At 47.8% G+C, this 20,324-nt stretch carries 16 protein-coding genes and 7 tRNA genes; 19 read left to right on the top strand and 4 right to left on the bottom strand.

Annotated elements, in window-relative coordinates; all coding sequences use genetic code 11:
* Positions 1-468, bottom strand: coding sequence for a ribonuclease HI (gene rnhA, locus AT705_RS07250; protein WP_010382760.1), 468 nt, complete (start codon positions 466-468; stop codon positions 1-3).
* A gap of 69 nt (positions 469-537) precedes the next feature.
* On the opposite strand from rnhA, the gene dnaQ reads away from it, so the two are divergent.
* The 11 genes from dnaQ to AT705_RS07190 all read left to right on the top strand — a co-directional run bounded on the left by dnaQ (position 538) and on the right by AT705_RS07190 (position 5,705).
* Positions 538-1,248, top strand: a complete 711-nt coding sequence (gene dnaQ, locus AT705_RS07245; protein ID WP_058796077.1) for a DNA polymerase III subunit epsilon — start codon at positions 538-540, stop codon at positions 1,246-1,248.
* A gap of 86 nt (positions 1,249-1,334) precedes the next feature.
* On the top strand, positions 1,335-2,681 hold the full coding sequence (locus tag AT705_RS07240; protein WP_237113818.1) for a TIGR03503 family protein: 1,347 nt from the start codon (positions 1,335-1,337) through the stop codon (positions 2,679-2,681).
* 107 nt (positions 2,682-2,788) lie between these two features.
* Positions 2,789-2,865, top strand: a tRNA-Asp gene (locus tag AT705_RS07235).
* Positions 2,866-2,892: 27 nt separating this feature from the next.
* Positions 2,893-2,969 (top strand) — tRNA-Asp (locus tag AT705_RS07230).
* 27 nt (positions 2,970-2,996) lie between these two features.
* Positions 2,997-3,073, top strand: a tRNA-Asp gene (locus tag AT705_RS07225).
* A gap of 35 nt (positions 3,074-3,108) precedes the next feature.
* Positions 3,109-3,185, top strand: a tRNA-Asp gene (locus AT705_RS07220).
* A gap of 87 nt (positions 3,186-3,272) precedes the next feature.
* Positions 3,273-3,349 (top strand) — tRNA-Asp (locus AT705_RS07215).
* A 37-nt stretch (positions 3,350-3,386) separates the two neighbouring features.
* A tRNA-Asp gene (locus tag AT705_RS07210) sits at positions 3,387-3,463 on the top strand.
* A 32-nt stretch (positions 3,464-3,495) separates the two neighbouring features.
* Positions 3,496-3,572, top strand: a tRNA-Asp gene (locus AT705_RS07205).
* Positions 3,573-4,165: 593 nt separating this feature from the next.
* Entirely contained in the window at positions 4,166-4,561 is a 396-nt protein-coding gene (locus AT705_RS07200) for a hypothetical protein (RefSeq protein WP_058796076.1), read from the top strand.
* Between the two features lie 373 nt (positions 4,562-4,934).
* On the top strand, positions 4,935-5,705 hold the full coding sequence (locus AT705_RS07190; protein ID WP_058796074.1) for a substrate-binding periplasmic protein: 771 nt from the start codon (positions 4,935-4,937) through the stop codon (positions 5,703-5,705).
* A 10-nt stretch (positions 5,706-5,715) separates the two neighbouring features.
* On the opposite strand, the gene AT705_RS07185 is transcribed toward AT705_RS07190, so the two are convergent.
* Positions 5,716-6,600, bottom strand: coding sequence for a LysR family transcriptional regulator (locus tag AT705_RS07185; protein WP_058796073.1), 885 nt, complete (start codon positions 6,598-6,600; stop codon positions 5,716-5,718).
* Positions 6,601-6,743: 143 nt separating this feature from the next.
* Here AT705_RS07185 and AT705_RS07180 point away from each other — a divergent pair, with 143 nt between their 5' ends.
* Complete coding sequence (locus tag AT705_RS07180; protein WP_082668936.1) at positions 6,744-7,661, top strand: alpha/beta fold hydrolase; 918 nt, start codon at positions 6,744-6,746, stop codon at positions 7,659-7,661.
* A 118-nt stretch (positions 7,662-7,779) separates the two neighbouring features.
* Here the strand turns inward: AT705_RS07180 and AT705_RS07175 are convergent, their stop codons facing one another.
* Complete coding sequence (locus AT705_RS07175; protein WP_167551979.1) at positions 7,780-9,795, bottom strand: winged helix-turn-helix domain-containing protein; 2,016 nt, start codon at positions 9,793-9,795, stop codon at positions 7,780-7,782.
* A gap of 275 nt (positions 9,796-10,070) precedes the next feature.
* On the opposite strand from AT705_RS07175, the gene AT705_RS07170 reads away from it, so the two are divergent.
* From AT705_RS07170 to AT705_RS07155, 4 genes are all read left to right on the top strand, one after another.
* Positions 10,071-12,338: a DUF5916 domain-containing protein gene (locus AT705_RS07170; RefSeq protein WP_058796071.1), complete on the top strand. Its 2,268-nt coding sequence runs from the start codon at positions 10,071-10,073 to the stop codon at positions 12,336-12,338.
* Between the two features lie 95 nt (positions 12,339-12,433).
* Entirely contained in the window at positions 12,434-13,339 is a 906-nt protein-coding gene (locus tag AT705_RS07165) for an SMP-30/gluconolactonase/LRE family protein (RefSeq protein WP_058796070.1), read from the top strand.
* Between the two features lie 67 nt (positions 13,340-13,406).
* Positions 13,407-13,988: an ABC transporter ATP-binding protein gene (locus AT705_RS07160; protein ID WP_058796069.1), complete on the top strand. Its 582-nt coding sequence runs from the start codon at positions 13,407-13,409 to the stop codon at positions 13,986-13,988.
* Between the two features lie 7 nt (positions 13,989-13,995).
* A complete protein-coding gene (locus tag AT705_RS07155) occupies positions 13,996-15,072 on the top strand; it encodes a DUF6136 family protein (protein ID WP_058796068.1) in 1,077 nt (358 codons plus the stop codon).
* 61 nt (positions 15,073-15,133) lie between these two features.
* Here the strand turns inward: AT705_RS07155 and fadE are convergent, their stop codons facing one another.
* Complete coding sequence (fadE, locus tag AT705_RS07150) at positions 15,134-17,584, bottom strand: acyl-CoA dehydrogenase FadE (RefSeq protein ID WP_058796067.1); 2,451 nt, start codon at positions 17,582-17,584, stop codon at positions 15,134-15,136.
* 209 nt (positions 17,585-17,793) lie between these two features.
* Between fadE and AT705_RS07145 the strand changes: the two genes are divergently transcribed.
* The 3 genes from AT705_RS07145 (at position 17,794) to AT705_RS07135 (ending at position 20,298) form a co-directional block, all read left to right on the top strand.
* Positions 17,794-18,084 carry a DUF6419 family natural product biosynthesis protein gene (locus AT705_RS07145; protein WP_058796066.1) on the top strand — a complete coding sequence of 97 codons (291 nt, stop codon included), beginning with the start codon at positions 17,794-17,796 and terminating at the stop codon, positions 18,082-18,084.
* 62 nt (positions 18,085-18,146) lie between these two features.
* Positions 18,147-19,280 carry a 4-phosphoerythronate dehydrogenase gene (locus AT705_RS07140; protein ID WP_058796065.1) on the top strand — a complete coding sequence of 378 codons (1,134 nt, stop codon included), beginning with the start codon at positions 18,147-18,149 and terminating at the stop codon, positions 19,278-19,280.
* Between the two features lies 1 nt (position 19,281).
* Positions 19,282-20,298, top strand: coding sequence for an aspartate-semialdehyde dehydrogenase (locus tag AT705_RS07135; protein WP_058796064.1), 1,017 nt, complete (start codon positions 19,282-19,284; stop codon positions 20,296-20,298).
* Positions 20,299-20,324 lie beyond the last annotated feature (26 nt).

Below are 20,324 nucleotides of genomic sequence, written 5' to 3'. Positions count from 1 at the left end.
TTACTCGCTCTGGTAGCCGGTATCTTCTTGCAGATCAGCGCCGCCAGCAGCTTCGCGTGCCAGGTCGTCCACCAACTCATTGTACTTGTTGCCAGCATGGCCCTTAACCCAACGCCACTCAATGGTGTGGCGCTGAACTGCAGCGTCCAGCCGTTGCCATAAATCGACATTTTTAACCGGTTTCTTAGCGGCTGTTTTCCAGTTGCGCTTTTTCCAGTTGGCCAGCCAGGATTCGATCCCCTGTTTCACATATTGACTGTCGGTGTAAAGGATCACCTGGCATGGACGCTTGAGTGTTTCGAGTGCAACTATCGCTGCCAGCATCTCCATACGGTTATTTGTGGTAAGCCGATATCCGGCGTTGAGGGTCTTTTCATGACCTTGGTAACTGAGGTACACACCATAGCCACCAGGACCTGGATTGCCCAAGCAGGAGCCGTCGGTATAGATCTCTACGGATTTTTGCACGAATTTGCCTGTTTTTATGTAAAATACTCCAATAGACGCTAACCATAGCAAAGTTAGGCAATCGACGATATGCATAAAAGACAAATAGTACTGGATACAGAAACCACGGGCATTGACCCCAAAGAAGGTCACCGGATCATCGAGATCGGGTGTGTGGAATTAGTGAATCGTCGCCTGACCGGCAACAACTTCCATGTCTACATCAACCCACAACGTAGTATTGAAGAAGAGGCCATTGATGTTCACGGTATTACCAATGAGTTCCTGCGAGACAAACCTTTCTTCCATAACGTTGCGCAAGAGTTTTATGACTATATTCAGGGCGCTGAATTGGTGATCCACAACGCGCCGTTCGACGTCGGCTTTATGGATCATGAGTTTGCTATGCTTAATCAGGGATTTGCAAAAACCCATGAGGTATGTGAGGTCCTCGATACTCTGGTTATGGCGCGGGACTTGCATCCGGGTCAGAAGAACAGCCTTGATGCTTTATGTCGTCGTTATGATATAGATAACTCAAAACGAACATTGCACGGCGCTTTACTGGATTCCGAGATCTTATCGGATGTCTACCTGGCTATGACAGGTGGACAGAAGAAGCTTAATCTGGCTCAGCACAATGAGCAGGCACAACAGGGCAGTGGCGGTGGGATCCGGCGCTTGAGTGCTGAGCGTGCGCCGCTGAATGTGGTGCTGGCGACAGCAGATGAATTGGATGCGCATGAAGCACGCATGGAGCTGGTCAATAAAGCCTGTGGGCAGAGTTTATGGCAGCAGTAGCTGCATTCAGGCACGCACCTGTAGTGCAAGAGAATGATTAATTTATGATGAGGTAAAGTGGCATGCGGATCGGCTTAACAGGATTGATGTTGTTATATTGCGCAGTGTTTAGCGCGACGATGATGGCCGACACACCGCAAATTACGCTGCTTGAGCGAGACGGCAAGGTCAATGAAATCCCTTTACTGGAGAACCGCTTTCGCATTGACCACAATGTTAAGAAAATTACGTTGTTGTTCTTTCGGGCCCCAGGTACACCTGCCGTGGTACTGGTTAAACCGGACGGTAGTAAATACTACGCCACGCACGCCATTGCGGACGAAAAGCTCGAATGGTATGACGAGATCAGTTATGACCTGGTGATAGTGACTGACCCTATACCAGGCCCTTGGCAGGTACTGGGCCAGATCCGGCAGGACAGCCGGGTCATGGTGTTAGGGGACATAGAGTTACAGGTAGACCCCTTACCACCTTTGATATTCCGTGGTGAAATGCTAAAAATTCAGGGACAAGTCACCAACGATGGCCAGCCGGTCGATATTGGCTACTTCCGTGATGTCGTTACCCTGTATGTCGAATTTGTCAGCACTAATAATGATCAGTACGCCAACTTTGGCGCGGGTACGCAAAGTGTGGCCGAATTTAAAGATGATGGTCGGGAATTCGATGAGCGGCCACTGGATGGCATCTTTACTGGTGAATTTCGCCTGAATTTTCCAGCCGGTGAGTGGCAGCCTGAATTTTATATAGAAACGCCCATCCTCAAACGTCGTGTAGTGAAAGATCCTATCATTATTGCAGAGCCACCTTTTTCATTTGAATTGATGCTGGCAGGTCAGGAAGACTTTGAGCACCAGCTGACTATTAGGCTTGAGTCCGAGGTGGTGAAACCGGAAACTGTGATCTTTCAGGGCAAAATCTTGTATCCCAATGGCGAAGAGCAAATGTTTACCCTCAATGGCGAAGAACGTTTGTACCGCCAGCTGGCAATTAAAAACTATGACTGGGGTCGATACAGTGTGGAATTGTCCGCCTTTGGTGAGAACATCAACGGCCGAGAGTTTATGGCCCGCCTGCCAGATTATAACTTTGAAATAGAACGCCCCATTGAAAAAGTACCGGAGTTACCTGAGTCAGAGCGGCCAACGCAGCGTGTGGTCGCACCGCCTGAACCGGAACCGGGTCTCAGCACAGGTGCCATTGTTGCCATTGTGGTTGTTGGTAATTTGCTGATCCTACTGCTGGGTTGGCTGGCCGTGCGCATTTTTGTACAGAAAAAGCCCATCGAATTAAAAATCAGCCTGCCCTTTATCGGTAAGAAAAAGCAGTTAGATTTGGAAGAGTTAGATCCGGATACAGAAAACTCTGGCAAACCAAGCTCAAAAAATGACAAATCAGCTGATATTTTGAACCTTTCGATGTCGGATGACTAAAAATCCCCGATTTTTTCAAAAAAGGTGTTGACTCTTAAGGGGGGCATTCGTATTATTCACGCCGCTGTCAGGGAGCACACCTGAACAGCGAGAGAACAAGATGCTGCGGAGTGGTAGTTCAGTTGGTTAGAATACCGGCCTGTCACGCCGGGGGTCGCGGGTTCGAGTCCCGTCCACTCCGCCACATACTTTTTCTCTATAAGCGCACGCTGGAGTGGTAGTTCAGTTGGTTAGAATACCGGCCTGTCACGCCGGGGGTCGCGGGTTCGAGTCCCGTCCACTCCGCCAATCGCTTATCCTGTGTAGTACTTCTTTGGAGTGGTAGTTCAGTTGGTTAGAATACCGGCCTGTCACGCCGGGGGTCGCGGGTTCGAGTCCCGTCCACTCCGCCAACATCTTTAAGAAGTGCACCGAGCTAAACCACCGTGGAGTGGTAGTTCAGTTGGTTAGAATACCGGCCTGTCACGCCGGGGGTCGCGGGTTCGAGTCCCGTCCACTCCGCCATCTAGCCAGGGTTTAGTTTGGATTTTCAGATTCAATGTAGTCTGAATTTATGACAAAACGACGTCACTAACATCGTTATTTACTCGTGGAGTGGTAGTTCAGTTGGTTAGAATACCGGCCTGTCACGCCGGGGGTCGCGGGTTCGAGTCCCGTCCACTCCGCCAACATTTTAACGAGTAAAAAATTGTATTATATCTCTGCGGAGTGGTAGTTCAGTTGGTTAGAATACCGGCCTGTCACGCCGGGGGTCGCGGGTTCGAGTCCCGTCCACTCCGCCATTTGATATAAGCATAAAAAGTCATACCACTGCGGAGTGGTAGTTCAGTTGGTTAGAATACCGGCCTGTCACGCCGGGGGTCGCGGGTTCGAGTCCCGTCCACTCCGCCACTTTTTATAAAATCCAGTAAAACTCTGTCTCCTTATCCCAGCATTATCCCTCTCTTAAGCTTATCGATTTTTTTTCCTCTATTTACTCTAAAGCTAAAACCTTTAATATCGCTTTGTCCGGCCAGTAAAAAATAGTTTGTGATAAGTTCGCCATTTGCCATCAGTGAGGCCGGTTATTTATGTTGCGTTTAATAGCACTATGATCTCCGCTGAACCTGTCTGGACATACTATATATAATCTGTCATTCAATTCGTAAGCACAAAATTACTGGAACTATAAATCATATAATATAGGCGTCTTGTCAGTTTATGTCCTGATGATTTGAGGGACATTTAGTTGTAACCCGTATTGAAAGAATTGATGAATCCAGCAGTTACAGTATTTAAAAATCACCAGAAAGAACTAGACGCAAAATGTAACTTTGATTCGCTGGCAGCTGATGCTGAATACATGGGGAAGGTGATAGAGGTTAAAGACGCTATTGTAAAGCTGGGACGCTGTGAGGACTAGGGGATTACAGGTAGCGCTTTGATTAAAGTATTGCCTGCTACTTCTCGCCGTTGAATAAGGCTGATGCATTAAGGGGATGGTTGTGAAAAAGTGGAAAATGCTATTTGGCTTTACAGCCTTCATCACTGCACTTGAGTTTATTGGCTTACCATTTAAAGAGCATATAGATCTTAACACTTTTGTATCGCTCATATTGTACTGTTTAATACTGATACCTATGTATGGTTATGGGGTGGCAATTGGAAGCAAAGTGATAGCCATCCTAACCTTCGTACTTACTATTTTAGTTCCGGGTAGTTTGGTCGTTTTGTGGGGAGTTGTATTTACAATTAATCACTTTAGCTTAATTCAGCTGGTGTTTTCTCTGGGGACATTTGGCTTACTTTTGTTTATATCCTATCCCGTTTTTATGTACGCATTTAGGTCTGATAAACTGTGGTTAAAAGAACAACAGAAAATGACTGATATGAAGTTGTAATGCTGGATTTTGCTACTATGCTGATCTCTTTTAATTCTTCATATACTAACAATACAGTCCAGCAAACAATCAAAATAAAATCGGGGAATAGAACGCAGTTTATTCGCGGAAATATCATAACGAAAAGCTGTGACTATACTGTTTTGAAGAACCTGAGAAAGTGGATAATTCACTATCCGTCAAGCGTTGTTGCGAGTGAAATTAGCTACACTCAAGCCTGTAATGACATTCAGTTAGATGACATTACTGAGAGTTCATAACTCGTTGAATGAAAAATCGAGCTGTTCATAGCTCGATTTTTTATTAATTTGCCAGTAACACATTACTCTCCAACCTCCTATATTTATATCAAAGCCCCGTTTATGTAAGCGGTATGATGCAAAAAATAGCTCTACTTTTTTTGATATTTTTATTGCAGTCGGTTCAGGCAAGTGAACCTGTTCGCATTGCTACTGGTGAGTATCCACCGTTTACCGGGAGCAAGCTTGTTGACGATGGCTTTGTCAATCACCTCATACGTCAGGTACTTGCAGAGGCAGGGCTAAGCGCCGAGTTTGTTTATTTGCCCTGGAAGCGCAGTTTCCAAGCTGCGCAGCAAGGTAAGTATGACATGGCCTCTTACTGGGTTTGCGAACGCGAATATCAACAACACTTTTATTGTAGCGATGAGCTCTATCGTGGCCAGCTGTTACTCTATTTCAGGGCTGACACGCCGTTGCCACAATGGCACAGCATTGACGATCTTAAGCCCTATCGGATAGGCGCGATTTTAGGATACGAATATGTACCAGCGTTTCATCAGGCGATGCAAAAGGGGGAGCTGGATGTAATTATGGTCAGTAATGACCGGCTTAATCTGAACATGCTGCTTAATGATCGCGTCGATTTGATTTTGCTCAGTGAAACGGCGATGCAAAGCCTACTGGCAGAACACTTTCCGTCTATGCCGAAAGACCAGATACAGGCGCACCCTAAGCCTTTTTTAAACTATCGGGCGCATGTACTGTTTCCAAAATCCATAGCGAGCAGCAATACGCTGCGCACGCGTTTTAATGCAGGCCTGAAAAAGCTCAAAGCTTCAGGGGAGTTTGAGCGTCAGTGGCAACGGCTATTACAGGGGGAGTTTGCCCCTAAACTTCCCTGACTGATCACTCTCAGAGGTGTTGTTTCAAGAAATCAATGAAAGTCACCAGTTTTCTGGGGGTGTAATCGCGGTGAGGGTAAACCGCCTGAAGGGCGACTTGCGAGGTCATGTAATCACTGAATAACACTATGAGCTCCCCCTTTTCTATCGCTTCCTCAACGACAAAAATCGGGCAAAGAATAACGCCAGCTCCCTGTTTTGCCAGCTCGCGGGAGGCTGTCGGGCTGTTTACGCTCAGTTGGTTGGGTACCTCTATGGTGTCTGTATCTCGGGTTCGCAGGTGAGTAAACTGCCATCGATCCGCCATTTTATAATTGCGATCTATGATACAGCTGTGCTTACACAGTTGTTCCGGATTCTGCGGGTGGCCCTGCTTTGCCAGGTATTCGGGCGAGGCGCAAGCAACGAGTGGATATTGGGTAATTTTCCTGACAATCAGTGATGAGTCGCTGAGTTGCCCAACGCGCAGGCGCACATCTATCCCTTCCTCAATCATATTGACACTGGCATTAGACATCAGTAAATCGATTCTTAGTTCGGGATACGATTGCATAAATTTCGGTAATATTCTGGCGAGTTTCGTTTCTCCCAGTGCATAAGGGGCGCTGACTCTTAAGGTACCAGAGACTCTGTTATGTAGGCTTTGCGCGCTTTCCAGCATCTGATGATAATGTGACAGCACCGTAAGCGCTTGGTGATAAAAAATTTTTCCGGATTCAGTCAGCAATACTCGACGAGTCGTCCGGTTGAACATTTTTATACAGGTTTGCTGTTCTAACTGTGAGACGTACTTACTAACCAGAGACTTTGACATACCTAGCCGCTCACTTGCACTGGTAAAGGACTGACACTCAGCAACCGCGACCATGGCTTTGAGCCCATCGATTGTATCCATAGTTTATTGTCAACATATTGTGGATTTTAAGTTCATATTATGCCGGTTTATTGATGTAGTCGAGTAAAACATAATGCACCTATCGAACGTCACACTTACTGCGTGCCAGTAAGTACATTTTACCACTGGAAATAGGTGTCACTATGAATACAAATAATGCCAATCAAATAGATCAAACCAAAACCACTGAAACGCATTGTTTCAATGAAGTAATGTACAAGCGGGCTGAGGTAGAAGGGTTGTCAATTTTTTATCGTGAAGCGGGCAACCGGGCCAACAAAACAATTGTATTGTTGCATGGCTTTCCAACTTCATCACATATGTACCGTAACCTGATCCCGGCATTGTCAGGTGACTATCATGTGATTGCACCGGATTACCCCGGTTTTGGCAACAGCACTATGCCGTCTGTTAATGATTTTGAGTATAGCTTTGATAATCTGGCAGCTATTACTGAAAAGTTCCTGGGTCAGGTTGGGGTTGATACGTTCTCGTTGTACTTAATGGATTACGGTGCGCCAATCGGCTTTCGTATCGCATCTGGCAATCCGCATAGGGTAGAGGGCCTAATTATTCAAAATGGCAATGCCTACGAAGAGGGGCTAGGTGAGTTTTGGGAACCAATTAAACAATATTGGGCAGACAAGAGCACTGAAACGGGTCAGGCACTGGCGGATGCATTGCTGACCATTGACGCAACTCAATGGCAATACACAAATGGTACACGTAACCCACAACGGATCAGTCCGGATAACTGGCTTATCGATCAGGCGCTGTTGGACAGACCTGGTAACCAGGAGATTCAGCTTGCTTTGTTTTATTCGTATGGAACAAACTTGTTACACTACCCAAAATGGCAGGCCTACTTTAGAGAACATCAGCCTAAAACATTATTGGTGTGGGGCAAAGGAGATTATATTTTCCCCGAGCAGGGAGCACATCCCTATAAGCGAGACCTGCAAAATATTGATTTTCATATCCTTGACACCGGACATTTTGCACTAGAAGAGGAGCTGCCTTTTATTGCTGAAAAAATTCAGACATTTATGAAAACGCTTTAACATCTCTTAAGTTAAAACTAAGCTTAAGGTGTAGTGGGGGTCCTGGTCAATTAGGTGACACAGGGCCCCCAAAATGCAAAACCAATTAGGTAATCAGACTGTACCATCTAGTCGTTTTCTATTTGACGCTCAGCCGCTTAATATCTCCCTCCACCGACTCCATTTTGGCAATCAGCAAGGTGCCATCCGCGGCAATATCGTAGTGCCACAACAGGTTTTGCGTTTTCAGGAGTTCTGGTTGGGTATTGCCATCAAGCGATAAGCGCCAGATATGGTCGGTCTTTGACCAGGCACTTTGCCAGTAAAGGAAGCCATCTCTCAGCCTGGGGTTCGTCACCTGATGATAAGCCTGGGGCTTGAGCGTTGTGAGCGGCATTGCATTATCAAACGTGCCCGCCAGATCGGCTGTGCGATAAATCATTGAGTCTTTAAAAATCAGCCAGTTTTGAGTTTGGTAGTCGTATAGCAACAGATCAGATGGCATGGTTATACGGTGTTTAAAGTGGCCGCTTTTTGTGTAAATAACGACCTCATGACCATCTGTGGCCCACAGAGTGTCAGTATCTAACCAGCCAAAGTGTCTGAGTGGAAGTGACAGCTGAGGGGTAAAGGCTTCCTGTACGCCGGTGCGGTCGAGCAATAGTAATCGTGTTTCGCGGTTGGCAAGGATGTAGGCGTTGTCAGGGCTCCAGGTGACAAAGTTCACATAGCCATTGCCTTTGTGATGCGTGAGCTGAGTAACCCGATCATGACTGTGCAGATAAATCTCACATGCGCCAGTGCGGCGTGACATAAAGGCGGTTTCCCCGAGGCTATTGGTAACCGGCAGATAGTCATGGCTTGAACTTGAGAAAATGGGCAGATTGTCTTTGTCACGAATATTCACCTGCCAGTTTTCTGCGGCACTAAAGATATTGCCCTGGTTGTCAATACTCAGACTACTGAAGATCCCTTGCGGTGTGGCAATAACTGGGTATTCATGCCCGTCTCGGGTTGTGGCAATCAGATTATGGTGCTTGCTGCTGTCATTGGTGATCATGCTATGGTGCTGAGGATCGTAAGCAATCAACCAGACAGGGTAAGACCAGCGCATCTGAACTGTACCATCGAGGGTAACCAGACGGCTATGTTGACTGGCATCTTTGATCAGGTAGTAGGTTTGGTTGTCCCAGCCTCGTAGTGTTGTGATGAGCTTATCACCGTTGTTCAGCTTTAGTGGAATAGAAATATATTTATTATTATCAATATTATATTGATAAGGGAGTGTCCCTGATTTGGTACGTACCGTGGCAATAAGCAGCGTGTTTGATTGCCAGCTTGGCGTCTGAATTTGATAACAGGGGATGGCCTGCGACTGATTTAGTTGTTGCCCTTGCGCATTTACAATCAATAAGGTGCAGCCATCACCCTGATATTGCCAAAATGCCAGCCAGCCTTTAGTGGGGTGCCAGGCTGGTTTGGCGACCCGGTCGTCAAAATGCAGGCGCTGAGTGACATTGCCTTGTTTATCTGAAATGACCAGGGTTTTAAAGTCGTCAACATAGGCCAATAGCGGCAATGTGGTGTGGGCTGCAACATCAAATTCCAGTCCCAGCTCAAAGGTTATATCCTCGACCTCATACTGGGGGAGCGTGATGGGATCAGGTACTGAGGAAAAGTAAGCTATAGCACTGAAGCACGCAGTGACGACAGGTATTGCTGCCATCAGTGCACGCTTTTTGAATCTGATATGAGGATTGGTCCCGGTGGCGCGCTGGATCTCAGTATCAGCATGCACGTTCAATTGAGAGGTCGGCTGATGCCGTTCTACCGGCGCAATAAACACGTACCCACGTTTGGGCACCGTTTTGATAAAGCGGGGCTGCCTGGCACTATCATTCAGCACCCGGCGTAATTTAGTCAGCAACTGATACAGGCTGTTAGATTCGACAATGGTGTCTGGCCACAATGCCTCATTCAGCGTCGAGCGTGACAGCACCTTATCCGGTGCGCAGACAAACAGCTCGAGTAGCCTGGCAACCTGAGGCTCTAATTTTACCGCCACTTGGCTGTCAGGCGCGCGCAATTCATCCTGGCTGGCATCAAACTGCCAGGACAGGAAGTGATAATGTTGAGCGCGTGTGGATGTTTCCATATTGGATCCTTTGTAGATGATTCCATGCCTGCAGTCTTTATCGGTGCTGTAACCGCGCTTTGGGCTCTGGCTTTTTTTCATTGCATTCATTGTTATTTTTAAAACACAGCAGCTGTTAGCTTAAGCCGGTCATGTATTATTAGCAGAAACTAACCTAGTTCAGAACAAAGTCAATAATCATCAGAGCTTGATCACGCTTCTTCAGGAAACTTTCAGCTTTTCTGTTGCGCTTTTCTGTTGCAATAAGTGCAGTCACTCATATCGGGAGCAGTCATATGAAGCAGTATTATCTCGCCTTGTGCATCAGTGGGGCATTGAGCAGTCAGGCGCTATGGGCAAATCAAACACACAACACGACCATCAAGCTTGATGGTCGTCTGGACGAAGCGTTGTGGCAAACGGCCCGACAATTTAATCGATTTTACCAGGTGGTTCCGGCAACCTTAACTGAGCATACTGATAAGGTGCATGCCCGTGTATTGAGCGACCAATCAGGTGTGTACATAGGTATTATCAATTATCAGGATGAGGCAAGCCGGCAGAAGCAGTTTAATATTCAGGATGCCTTTATGCAGGCTGAGTTTAACCGGATTGTTGTGGATTTTGCCGGTGATGGCAGCGGCGCGTATGAGTTTGCCGTTACATTGGGCGGGGGTACCCAGGACGCTGTGCTCACGACGCAGCTGACTAAGGACAGTGACTGGGATGGAGACTGGCAGTCAGCAACATTTGAAGCGGAAGATCACTGGTCCACAGAGGTATTCATCCCCTGGCATACGGTGTCGTTTTATAATCCAGCACATAATACGGACAGTGAGCAAGGAGAAATCGGCGTATCTATTCAGCTTTATGACCTCAGTAAAAATTATATCTATGCAAATCAAAAGCAAACGACCAGTAATAGTGACTTTTTCCTTGCCATGCCTAAGCTGGAATCGGCGATCCCTAGCCATAGTCAGTTAAGTTTTGTGCCATATTTTAGTCATCAGCAACATTTTGCCGACCAGGCCACGGACAACAGCGACAGTGACGTGGGTTTCGATTTGTTTTACAAGCCCAATCATCATCAGAAATTGTCGGTGGCGGTGAACCCGGATTTTGGCCAGGTGGACAGTGATGAAGTGGATATCAACTACAGTGCGGTTGAAACACTCCGCAGTGACAAGCGACCATTCTTTACCCAGGACATTGCTGTATTCAATGTTCAGGCATTGCAGGATACTAAGCTTATCCACACCCGTCGAATTGGTGCGGGCAGTGATGATGGCAGTGAGTTTATTACACCCATAGATTTGGCTACCCGATTTGTGCATCAGGGCGAGACGTTGCAAGTGGGTGCCTTTGCAGTAAAAGAAAAGGACTTAGACAGTGATGCCGGTAAGCGCTTTTATGCCGCTCGGGCTAAATATAGGCAAAAGCACTGGCAATCGGGATTACTGGCCACTTATACAGATCGCCCCTGGCTGGATCGCAATGCATCAACCATGGCCTGGGACAGTCAATATCAAAGCGCAACCTGGTCGTTTCAGGGGGCGTTGCTGGCAAGCCAGGTCGAACAAGTGAGCGAACAAACGGGCAATGGGGCCTCGTTGCAGCTGGGGTATCAGTTCTCGCCAAATACGAGTCTGGAAGGGCGTTACCTTAAGCTAAATAAAAGATTTAATAACAGTGATTTAGGGTATTCACAGCGGAACAATTGGCAGTATAGTGAGGCGAAGTTGAGTCATGCAATCAATACTCAGAGTCACTGGTTAGCACGCATTAAGCACTCACTTACTGTGCGTTATGAAGCCAATAGTGAGGGTTTGAAATTACCGGCCCGGCAGGCCTATCTCAGCCAATGGTTGCTGGCAAATGGGGGTCAGGTTGACTTTCATATTGACCGGATCAGCGATGGCTGGCAGGACAACATAGGTCGCCAGAGCCAGGCATTCGAAGAGCCGGGTAATTGGGAAACGCGAGTAATGTATATCAGCCCCTACATAGGCAAGTTCTCATGGGCTGCCAGCTTTGAATATGATCAGGAAGGATTTGCGGGCAGTGCGCAACAGTATGCCGTTGATTTGACCTGGTTGCCACATCCAAACTGGACGCTTAAGTTTAATAACTTTTATCGCACTGGAGATGGCTGGCTGGTGGCAAGCGACACGGATCAGGTCACACAGTATGAACGGGACTTTTTCGTTAATAAAATTCAGGTCAGTGGCTTGATAACGGATAAGTTGGAATTCTCCTCGACCCTTGAGTGGGCGGTACTGGAAGCACGCAGTGATCAGGTTTTTGCGCTACAGGACCACCAGCGACAGTTATTAAATGGAGTAGACACCAGCTTTGAAGATCGCCGCTTGTCCAGTCAGTTTAAACTCCGTTACCGGATGGGCGCACTGTCAGATTTGTTTCTGGTTTATCGTCGTGGCGCAGCGACAGGTGACAGATTGCCCCGCAGTCAGATTGGCTCAGAGGCCTGGCTGGAGAGTGCAAAGCAGCTCTGGCAAGCCCCAATGCAGGATTCGATATTGTTAAAAGTGCGCTATAAGTTCTGAGGAGCGCTCAGCCCTATGCTCAGTGTGAATATTTCTCAATTCACAGCCCGTGTACGAAACCGCATACTCAGACTTTTATGTTTAGGGACAAAGCTATGCCAATAAGACATGTTTTTATCCTGGGTGCGACAGCGAGCCTGCTTGCTGCCTGTGTTTCTTCTCAATCGGGGCCTGCGTTATATCAGTCACAGGACTGGGTTGCGGATGGGGTATTCACCGAGGGGGTAGAGGGCCCGGCAGTTAATCGTAATGGGGTACTATTTGCGGTTAATTATGCGCAACAGGGTACTGTCGGCCAGGTGAGCGGACGCGGCGAGGCAAACTTATACCTGACCTTACCAGAAGGGAGCACGGGCAATGGGATCCGTTTTGACGCCCGGGACAATATGTATATCGCTGACTACACTGGTCACAATGTCCTGAAGGTGGCCCCCGATAAGTCGGTTTCTGTGCTGGCGCATAACCCGAAAATGCACCAGCCCAATGATTTGGCGATCAGCGATAATGGCGTGCTCTTCGCCAGTGATCCGGATTGGCAAAATGATCAGGGGCAACTCTGGCGCATCTCACCAGACGGACAGACTCAGTTGCTGCGCGCCAATATGGGCACCACAAATGGTATCGAAGTCAGTCCGGATAATCGTACTTTGTATGTCAATGAGAGTGTGCAGCGCCGGATCTGGGCTTTTTCGCTCGATGAGCAGGGCATGATAGGTCAGCCTGAGCTGTTTTATGAGTTTGAGGATCATGGCCTGGACGGCATGCGTTGTGATGAAGCCGGTAATCTTTATGTTGCGCGCTATGGCGCAGGCGAAGTGGTGATACTCTCTGCGCAGGGCAAGTTGCTGCGCAAGGTTGCACTCAAGGGCCAGTATCCGACCAATATTGCTTTTGGTGGAAAAGACGGCAAGCAAGTCTTTGTGACGATGCAAAAGCGTGGCGCTATCGAAACTTTTATCTCTGAGTATGCTGGGCGCGCTTTTAACCGACATACTTTGTAACGACGGGCGTATATGCGGCGTCAGGGTGTTTTGTTAATATCGGAACAGGCAATGAACAAGGACCTGTATGATAGAAATAAAACACCTGACCAAAGTGTATCTGCACGAACCGGTTTTCTCTGACTATAGTACCGCACTGGCAGAGCAAAAGCTTTGCCTTGAAGCGCCAAACGGACTGGGGAAAAGCACCTTATTCAGAATCATTTCAGGTCTGGACGACGCTTTTCATGGCGAAGTGCTATTTGCCGGCCAACCCCAGCCTGCAGCCCAAAGAGTCGTGGCGCTTGCCAGTGAGTCCATTCCCTTTCCCGAGTTTTTGACAGCCAGGCAGTTATTGCAATTGACGGTAAAGAGCTGGGCATGTCCCTGGCCAGAACTGATGATAAACCAACTGTCCTTTACCCCGTTTCTGGATACCCGTTACGGCGCGTTATCATCCGGCAATCAAAAAAAGTGTCAGCTCATTAACGCCATGATGCGTAATACGCCTTATTTGGTGTTGGATGAGCCGAGTGCGGCACTGGATCAGGCCAGCCTGGATGTGTTGTTAGGCTGGCTGAAACATCATCCGGCACAAGTGATCATCAGCTGCCATGAACCTCAGCCCTTTATGGAAATTGGCTTTGTGACACAGCCACTGTTTCGGTGAGGTGTAAATGTTACATTATTATCTGTACCGTTATCAGGCATGTCGTGTTCAGCTGGCTGTGTTGATGAAGCAACTGCAACAGTTCTCGATGATGTTGATAACCTTATTTTTTATTTTTATTCCCCAGCTGATCATTGGGGTGTTTTATGGTTTGGGAAAGCTGGTCTCGTTTGATTCGCATCACCTTGCCATCAAAGTGGCATTTGGCTTTTTGCTTCTACAGAGCTTGCTGTTACAGGCACTTAAACCTGCAATCATGGATTCTGCACATCGCGCTTATCACAGCACATTGCTGCGCGGCCGGTTACACCAAGTTGCCGCAGACTGGATACTCTTGTTGGGGTGTCATGTGCTCTTTGTTGCTGCGCTGATCCTGGCTGTGAGTATTGGCTTTGACAAGCTCTGGCAGGCACCACAGCTGCCTGCATTTATGCTCTTACAGTGGGGTTTTGCATTGATTTTGCTTTACCGCCCTCAGGCTTTAGTGAGTTCCTTGCTGGTCGCCTTTACAGCCGTGTGGCTGGCGCCAAGTTTGCCCATTTATCTGGCTGTCATAGCAATGTGGCTGGCATTGGACTGGTTCAGACCTGAAATAAAGCTTGCTTTGCCACAGCCCTCGCTGAGCCCTGCTAGTTTTTGGTATTACGTCATCAAGAAGTCTCCCTGGATGATTGTGTGGCGTGCAGGTGCATCACTGATCACATTGTGGGCAGGGTTGATAATGGCCAAAGAGCGCCCCGATTTGCTGCATTACTATACGTTAGTGATCTTGCTGATTAATCAGTTGTGGTGGAGTAGTTTGTATCTGGATACAGATAAACACGTTACGGGGCGCAGACAGTTCTGGCGTAGCCTTGATCTGTACCCTCAACTTTTACGCAGTCAGTCGTTATTGATTTACGGCTTGTGCTTTACAAGCTGGCTCGGTGTTGCTGTATTGCTTAATGGTGAGCTGTTTTGTTTGGCGGTGTTAGTGAGCACGCCACTGCTGGTATGGACCGTTACTTATCATCCTCGGCGATTAGCGGTCGTGTGGGGCTGCATCAGTGTGTCGCTGATGATGCTCAAAGTGCTATTTATTTAGCGCAGATAAAAGACCTGATATAAAAAAGGCCAGCATGGCTGGCCTTTAGGTTAGAGACAAGTTATGCGGCGTCCGCGTCTTTTGCAACCACCCTGGCTTTGCCAGCCAGCAGGTCAGCGGGGTCAAAGTCATCAACATTAATAACAGCGAGTCGCTTCGCTTCAACGGCGGCCAGTTTATCGGCTTCGTCGTTGTTAAGCGCACCACATTCACGACCCATTTCAGCCACTTTATCCAGGCGCATAAATGGCAGCTTTTCGCCTTTGGCACGACATACTTTGTCGAACAGCGGTTCCACCTCCAGAATGTCTTTTAGTGTTTGTTCTTGTTTACCAATCAGGTTAAGCGGCTCATCACGAAGATAGATATGCGAGGCAAGACGGTCACGGGCTGCACTTGGTGTTTGCAGTAGCTGCGCCAGTTTATGTTCCATCTGATCGGTTGGTTTGCGAACCGGGCGACCGAATGGGAATAAGATGAGTTTAAGCATACCACGCAATGCCATTGACGGCATGTTGTTGATCAGATCTGCCAGTGCACGTTGACACAGGTACAAATGCTCCTGACAGGCCCACTGAACATAGGGTAAGTCTTCTTTGCGACGGCCTTCATCGTTATAACGTTTCAGCGTTGCAGAAACAAGGTATAGGTAACTTAGCAAGTCACCCAGGCGTGCAGAAATACGTTCTTTACGTTTCAGTGACCCACCAAATACTGCCATACAGATGTCGGACATGAGTGCCAGTGACGCACTGAAACGGGCGGCTGCACGGTAGTAGTCTGCTGTTTCATCGTTAAATGGTACTTTGCTGAAGCGACCACCCGTCAGTGCCAGCCATTTAGTGCGTACCAGATTAGAAATGGTGAAGCCTACATGGCCCATCAGGGCTTTATCAAAGCTATTCAGGGCTTCTGTTTTATCTTTGATGGTACAGGCATTAAGCTCTGCCAAAACAAAAGGATGGCAGCGAATAGCACCCTGGCCGTAAATGATCATATTACGGGTCAGAATGTTTGCACCTTCAACTGTGATAGCAATGGGGGCCCCCTGATAACCACGGCCCAGGTAGTTGTTTGGACCCAAGCAGATCCCTTTACCACCATGTACATCCATTGCATGCATGGTCGAGGTACGCATTTGCTCGGTCAGGTGATATTTCAAGATAGCAGAAATAACAGACGGCTTTTCACCTAAGTCGACTGCGCCGGTTGACATGCTCACGGCAGCATCACTGCTGTAGGCATAGCCACCAAGCTTAGCCAGTGCTTCTTCAACCCCTTCCATTTTACCAATCGGCAGTTTGAACTGGCGGCGAATACGACTGTACGCACCACTGGCCAGCGCCAGAGACTTAATGCCACCTGTTGAATTAGATGGCAGGGTGATCACACGACCCACTGACAAACACTCAACCAGCATACGCCAGCCCTGGCCGGCCATTTTCGGACCACCAATGATGAAGTCAAGAGGGACAAAGACGTCTTCGCCTTGTGTTGGACCATTCTGGAATGGCACGTTCAATGGGAAGTGGCGGCGGCCAATTTCAACACCGGGTGTGTTAGTTGGGATCAACGCACAGGTAATACCAATTTCTTTTTTATCACCCAGCAAGCCATCCGGGTCGCGCATTTTAAACGCCAGGCCAAGCACGGTAGCCACTGGTGCAAGTGTGATGTAGCGCTTGTTCCAGGTCAGGCGGATACCTAAGGTTTCTTTACCTTCCCATTCGCCTTTACATACGATACCAAAATCCGGAATTGATGACGCATCTGAGCCCGCTTCTGGAGAGGTCAGTGCGAAACAAGGGATCTCATCACCTTTTGCCAGACGAGGCAGGTAATGTTCTTTCTGTTCTTGTGTACCATAGTGTTGTAATAATTCGCCCGGACCTAATGAATTAGGTACACCAACGATAGAAGACAGCAAAGTCGACTTACTGGTCAGTTTTTGCAATACACAAGACTGTGCGTACGCTGAAAACTCCAGACCACCGTATTGCTTTTTGATGATCATGGCAAAGAACTTGTTGTCTTTAAGATATTGCCATACTTCTTGCGGTAAATCGGTTAGCTCGTGTGTTGCTTCCCAGTCATTTAGCATCGCACAGACTTCTTCAACCGGGCCATCCATAAAGGCCTGCTCTTCTGCAGTAAGACGTGGAGCCTGATATTGGTGCAACTTATTCCAGTTAGGGTTACCACAGAATAGATCCGCTTCCCACCATGTTGTACCAGCATCAATCGCCGATTTTTCTGTTTCTGACATGCTTGGCGTCACTTTTTTGAACGCCTTGAACAAAGGCGCAACAATATACTGTTGACGCACGTTGGTCATCGAAAGAGGAACAGCAATGGCTAAGAATATTAACCAGGCAAACGCGCCAAAGGCCCCGGCAAAGGTGCCGATCAGCAACGTCGCCGCAGCAACACCCAGACAGGTGTTCCAGCTCGCACGGTGGTAGCAGGCAGCGCTCACCAATGCGATTAAAGCGAGTGTAAATAATAGTGTCATGTTGTTATTCCTTGTAAGAGGTCTGACCACATTGGCTAGGCTAGCTTGTTGGACCAGTGATTTCAAGCCTAAATAGCATCTTATCTTTATTTTAGTTGCTATTTATTTGCCATGCGAGTTAGCCACCTTGGTGTTGTTTTTATGTAATGAGTTTGTAATTTTAAGGTTTTCTTCTATAGTTGAAGAGATGATTCTAGGAGGGAATAGTCATGCAATATGGAACATTGTGTGTCGCGTCTGCGACCTTTTTTTCGATGCTGCTTTCAGCACATCTTTATCAACCCGCTGTATTTCTTAATCTTGTCAGCTGCGTTTTGTGCGCCATGTATGGTTACCAGGGGGCCAGTATCATTGCCATGTTTTTAGCCTGGTGCAATGTACAGGCATTTTTAGTTAGCCCATGGATTAACCTAGCCGAGCAACCCAGTATCAAAGTGTTGGTGATATTTTTACTTTGCGTGATGTTTGCGGCTATCAGTATTGGTGTCAGCAAACGTTAGCCTGTTGTCCGGGCGATGGCTGCGTTACAATAAGGGGTCCGTGTATCGTTTGGGAAGTATAAATGAAGATCCTTGCAGATCAGAATATGCCCTTGGTTGAAGAGTTTTTCTCTGATCTTGGGGTCGTAAAACGCTTTGATGGCCGCAGTCTGACTCCACATCAGCTAGTTGATGCTGATGTGCTGCTGACACGCTCCGTGACTCAGGTTAACAGCACACTGCTGGCAGAGGCTACACAACTCAAGTTTGTTGGCACTGCGACTATCGGTGTTGATCATATCGACAGGCCATTGTTGGCGGAGCGTGATATTGGTTTCGCCAGTGCCCCTGGCTGCAATGCGGTTGCCGTTGCCGAGTATGTGATCAGTGCATTGTATGCCTATGCACAACACAAAGCGATTAATCTGCAAGGCAAAAAGTTGGGTATTGTTGGGGTGGGCAATATAGGTCAATGCTTACGTGAAAAGCTGGCTGCCAGTGGCATTGAGTTGTTGCTGTGTGATCCGCTTCGTCATGAGGCCGGTAGCTTAGACCTGCATATGCCACTTGATGACTTGTTGGCGCAGGCAGACATCGTTACTTTCCACGTGCCTTTGGTTAAAACCGGTGGGCATCAGACTCGTCATTTGCTCAATGCGCAGCGTATTGCAGCCCTGAAACCCGGCATGTTAGTCATCAATGCAAGTCGTGGCGATGTGATTGATAATCAGGCGTTGTTAAATGCGCTTGAAGCGGGGCAGGCAATTGCTCTCGTTTTGGATGTCTGGGAAAACGAGCCAGACATTCTGATGCCGCTGTTAGAACATACTTTGTTTGCCTCAGTCCATATTGCGGGTCATACCTTAGAAGGCAAGGCACGCGGTACACAAATGTTATACCAGGCGCTGTGTAATCAGTTAGGAGTAGAGGCGAGTAAATCACTTGAGTCGTTTTTACCTATTCCGGCACTGACTTCTTGCTATGCAGAGCATACGCTGAGTGAGCAGGAGCTCGGCAGACTGGTGCATCTGGTCTATGATATTCGTCGAGACGATGGCCTGATGCGCAGTAATATCGCCAGTCAGGGGTTTGATATGTTACGCAAAAACTATCCACCCCGCCGCGAGTTCAATACCCTTACGGTACAAAATGCACCCCAATGTGGGCAGCAGTTACAGCAGCTTGGTTTTAAAGTAGTTAATTTGAATGAGGAATAATATGTCGCAGAAATACGATGTGGCGGTGCTCGGGGCAACCGGGCTGGTCGGTAAGCAAATTATTGAAACACTGGCAGAGCGAAAGTTTCCGGTCGGTAACCTGTATCCTTTGGCGAGCAGCCGCAGTGCGGGTGAAGAAATAGAGTTTAACGGCGAAACACTGACAGTGCTGGATGTGGCTGAGTTTGATTTTAGCCAGGCCCATATTGGTTTGTTTTCTGCCGGTGGCAGCGTGTCTGAGCAGTATGCACCGATAGCAGCGGAAGCGGGCTGTGTTGTGATCGATAACACCTCACATTTTAGATACGACTATGACGTGCCGCTGGTGGTGCCTGAAGTAAATAGCGCCAGTCTGGCAGATTTTCGCAATCGTAACATCATCGCCAACCCAAACTGCTCGACGATTCAAATGATGGTGGCATTAAAACCGATTTACGATGCTTATGGTATAGACCGTATCAATGTTTCTACTTATCAGGCCGTATCGGGTGCAGGCAAAGAAGCGGTTGAAGAGCTGGCAAAGCAAACGGCTAACCTGATGAACGCCAGACCAGTTGAAAACGAGGTGTTTACTAAGCAAATCGCGTTTAATGTGATCCCGCAAATTGATGCGTTTCAGGATAATGGCTACACCAAAGAAGAAATGAAAATGGTGTGGGAAACCCAAAAAATCTTGGGTGATAGCAGCGTCATGGTTAACCCTACGGCCGTTCGTGTGCCCGTTTTTTATGGTCATGCCGAAGCCATTCACCTGGAAACTCGTATGCCTTATGACCTGGAGCACATTAAGCAACTGTTAAACGATGCCCCGGGTATTGAACTGATTGAGGACGAACAGGATTACCCTACGCCGGTCGGTGACGCCAGCGGCAATGACACTGTCTATGTGGGCCGTCTGAGAGCGGATATTTCTCACCCGCATGGTTTAAACCTATGGGTTGTATCTGATAATACGCGCAAGGGTGCCGCAACGAACAGCGTACAAATTGCTGAAGAGTTAATTGCGCATTACTTATAATCTTTGTTTGGGTCTGTTTATTCTGG

It is taken from the genome of Pseudoalteromonas rubra, assembly GCF_001482385.1.
Taxonomy (GTDB): domain Bacteria; phylum Pseudomonadota; class Gammaproteobacteria; order Enterobacterales; family Alteromonadaceae; genus Pseudoalteromonas; species Pseudoalteromonas ardens.
Note: the sequence above shows the minus strand (reverse complement) of the source record. Positions and strands in the feature narration are given on the sequence as shown.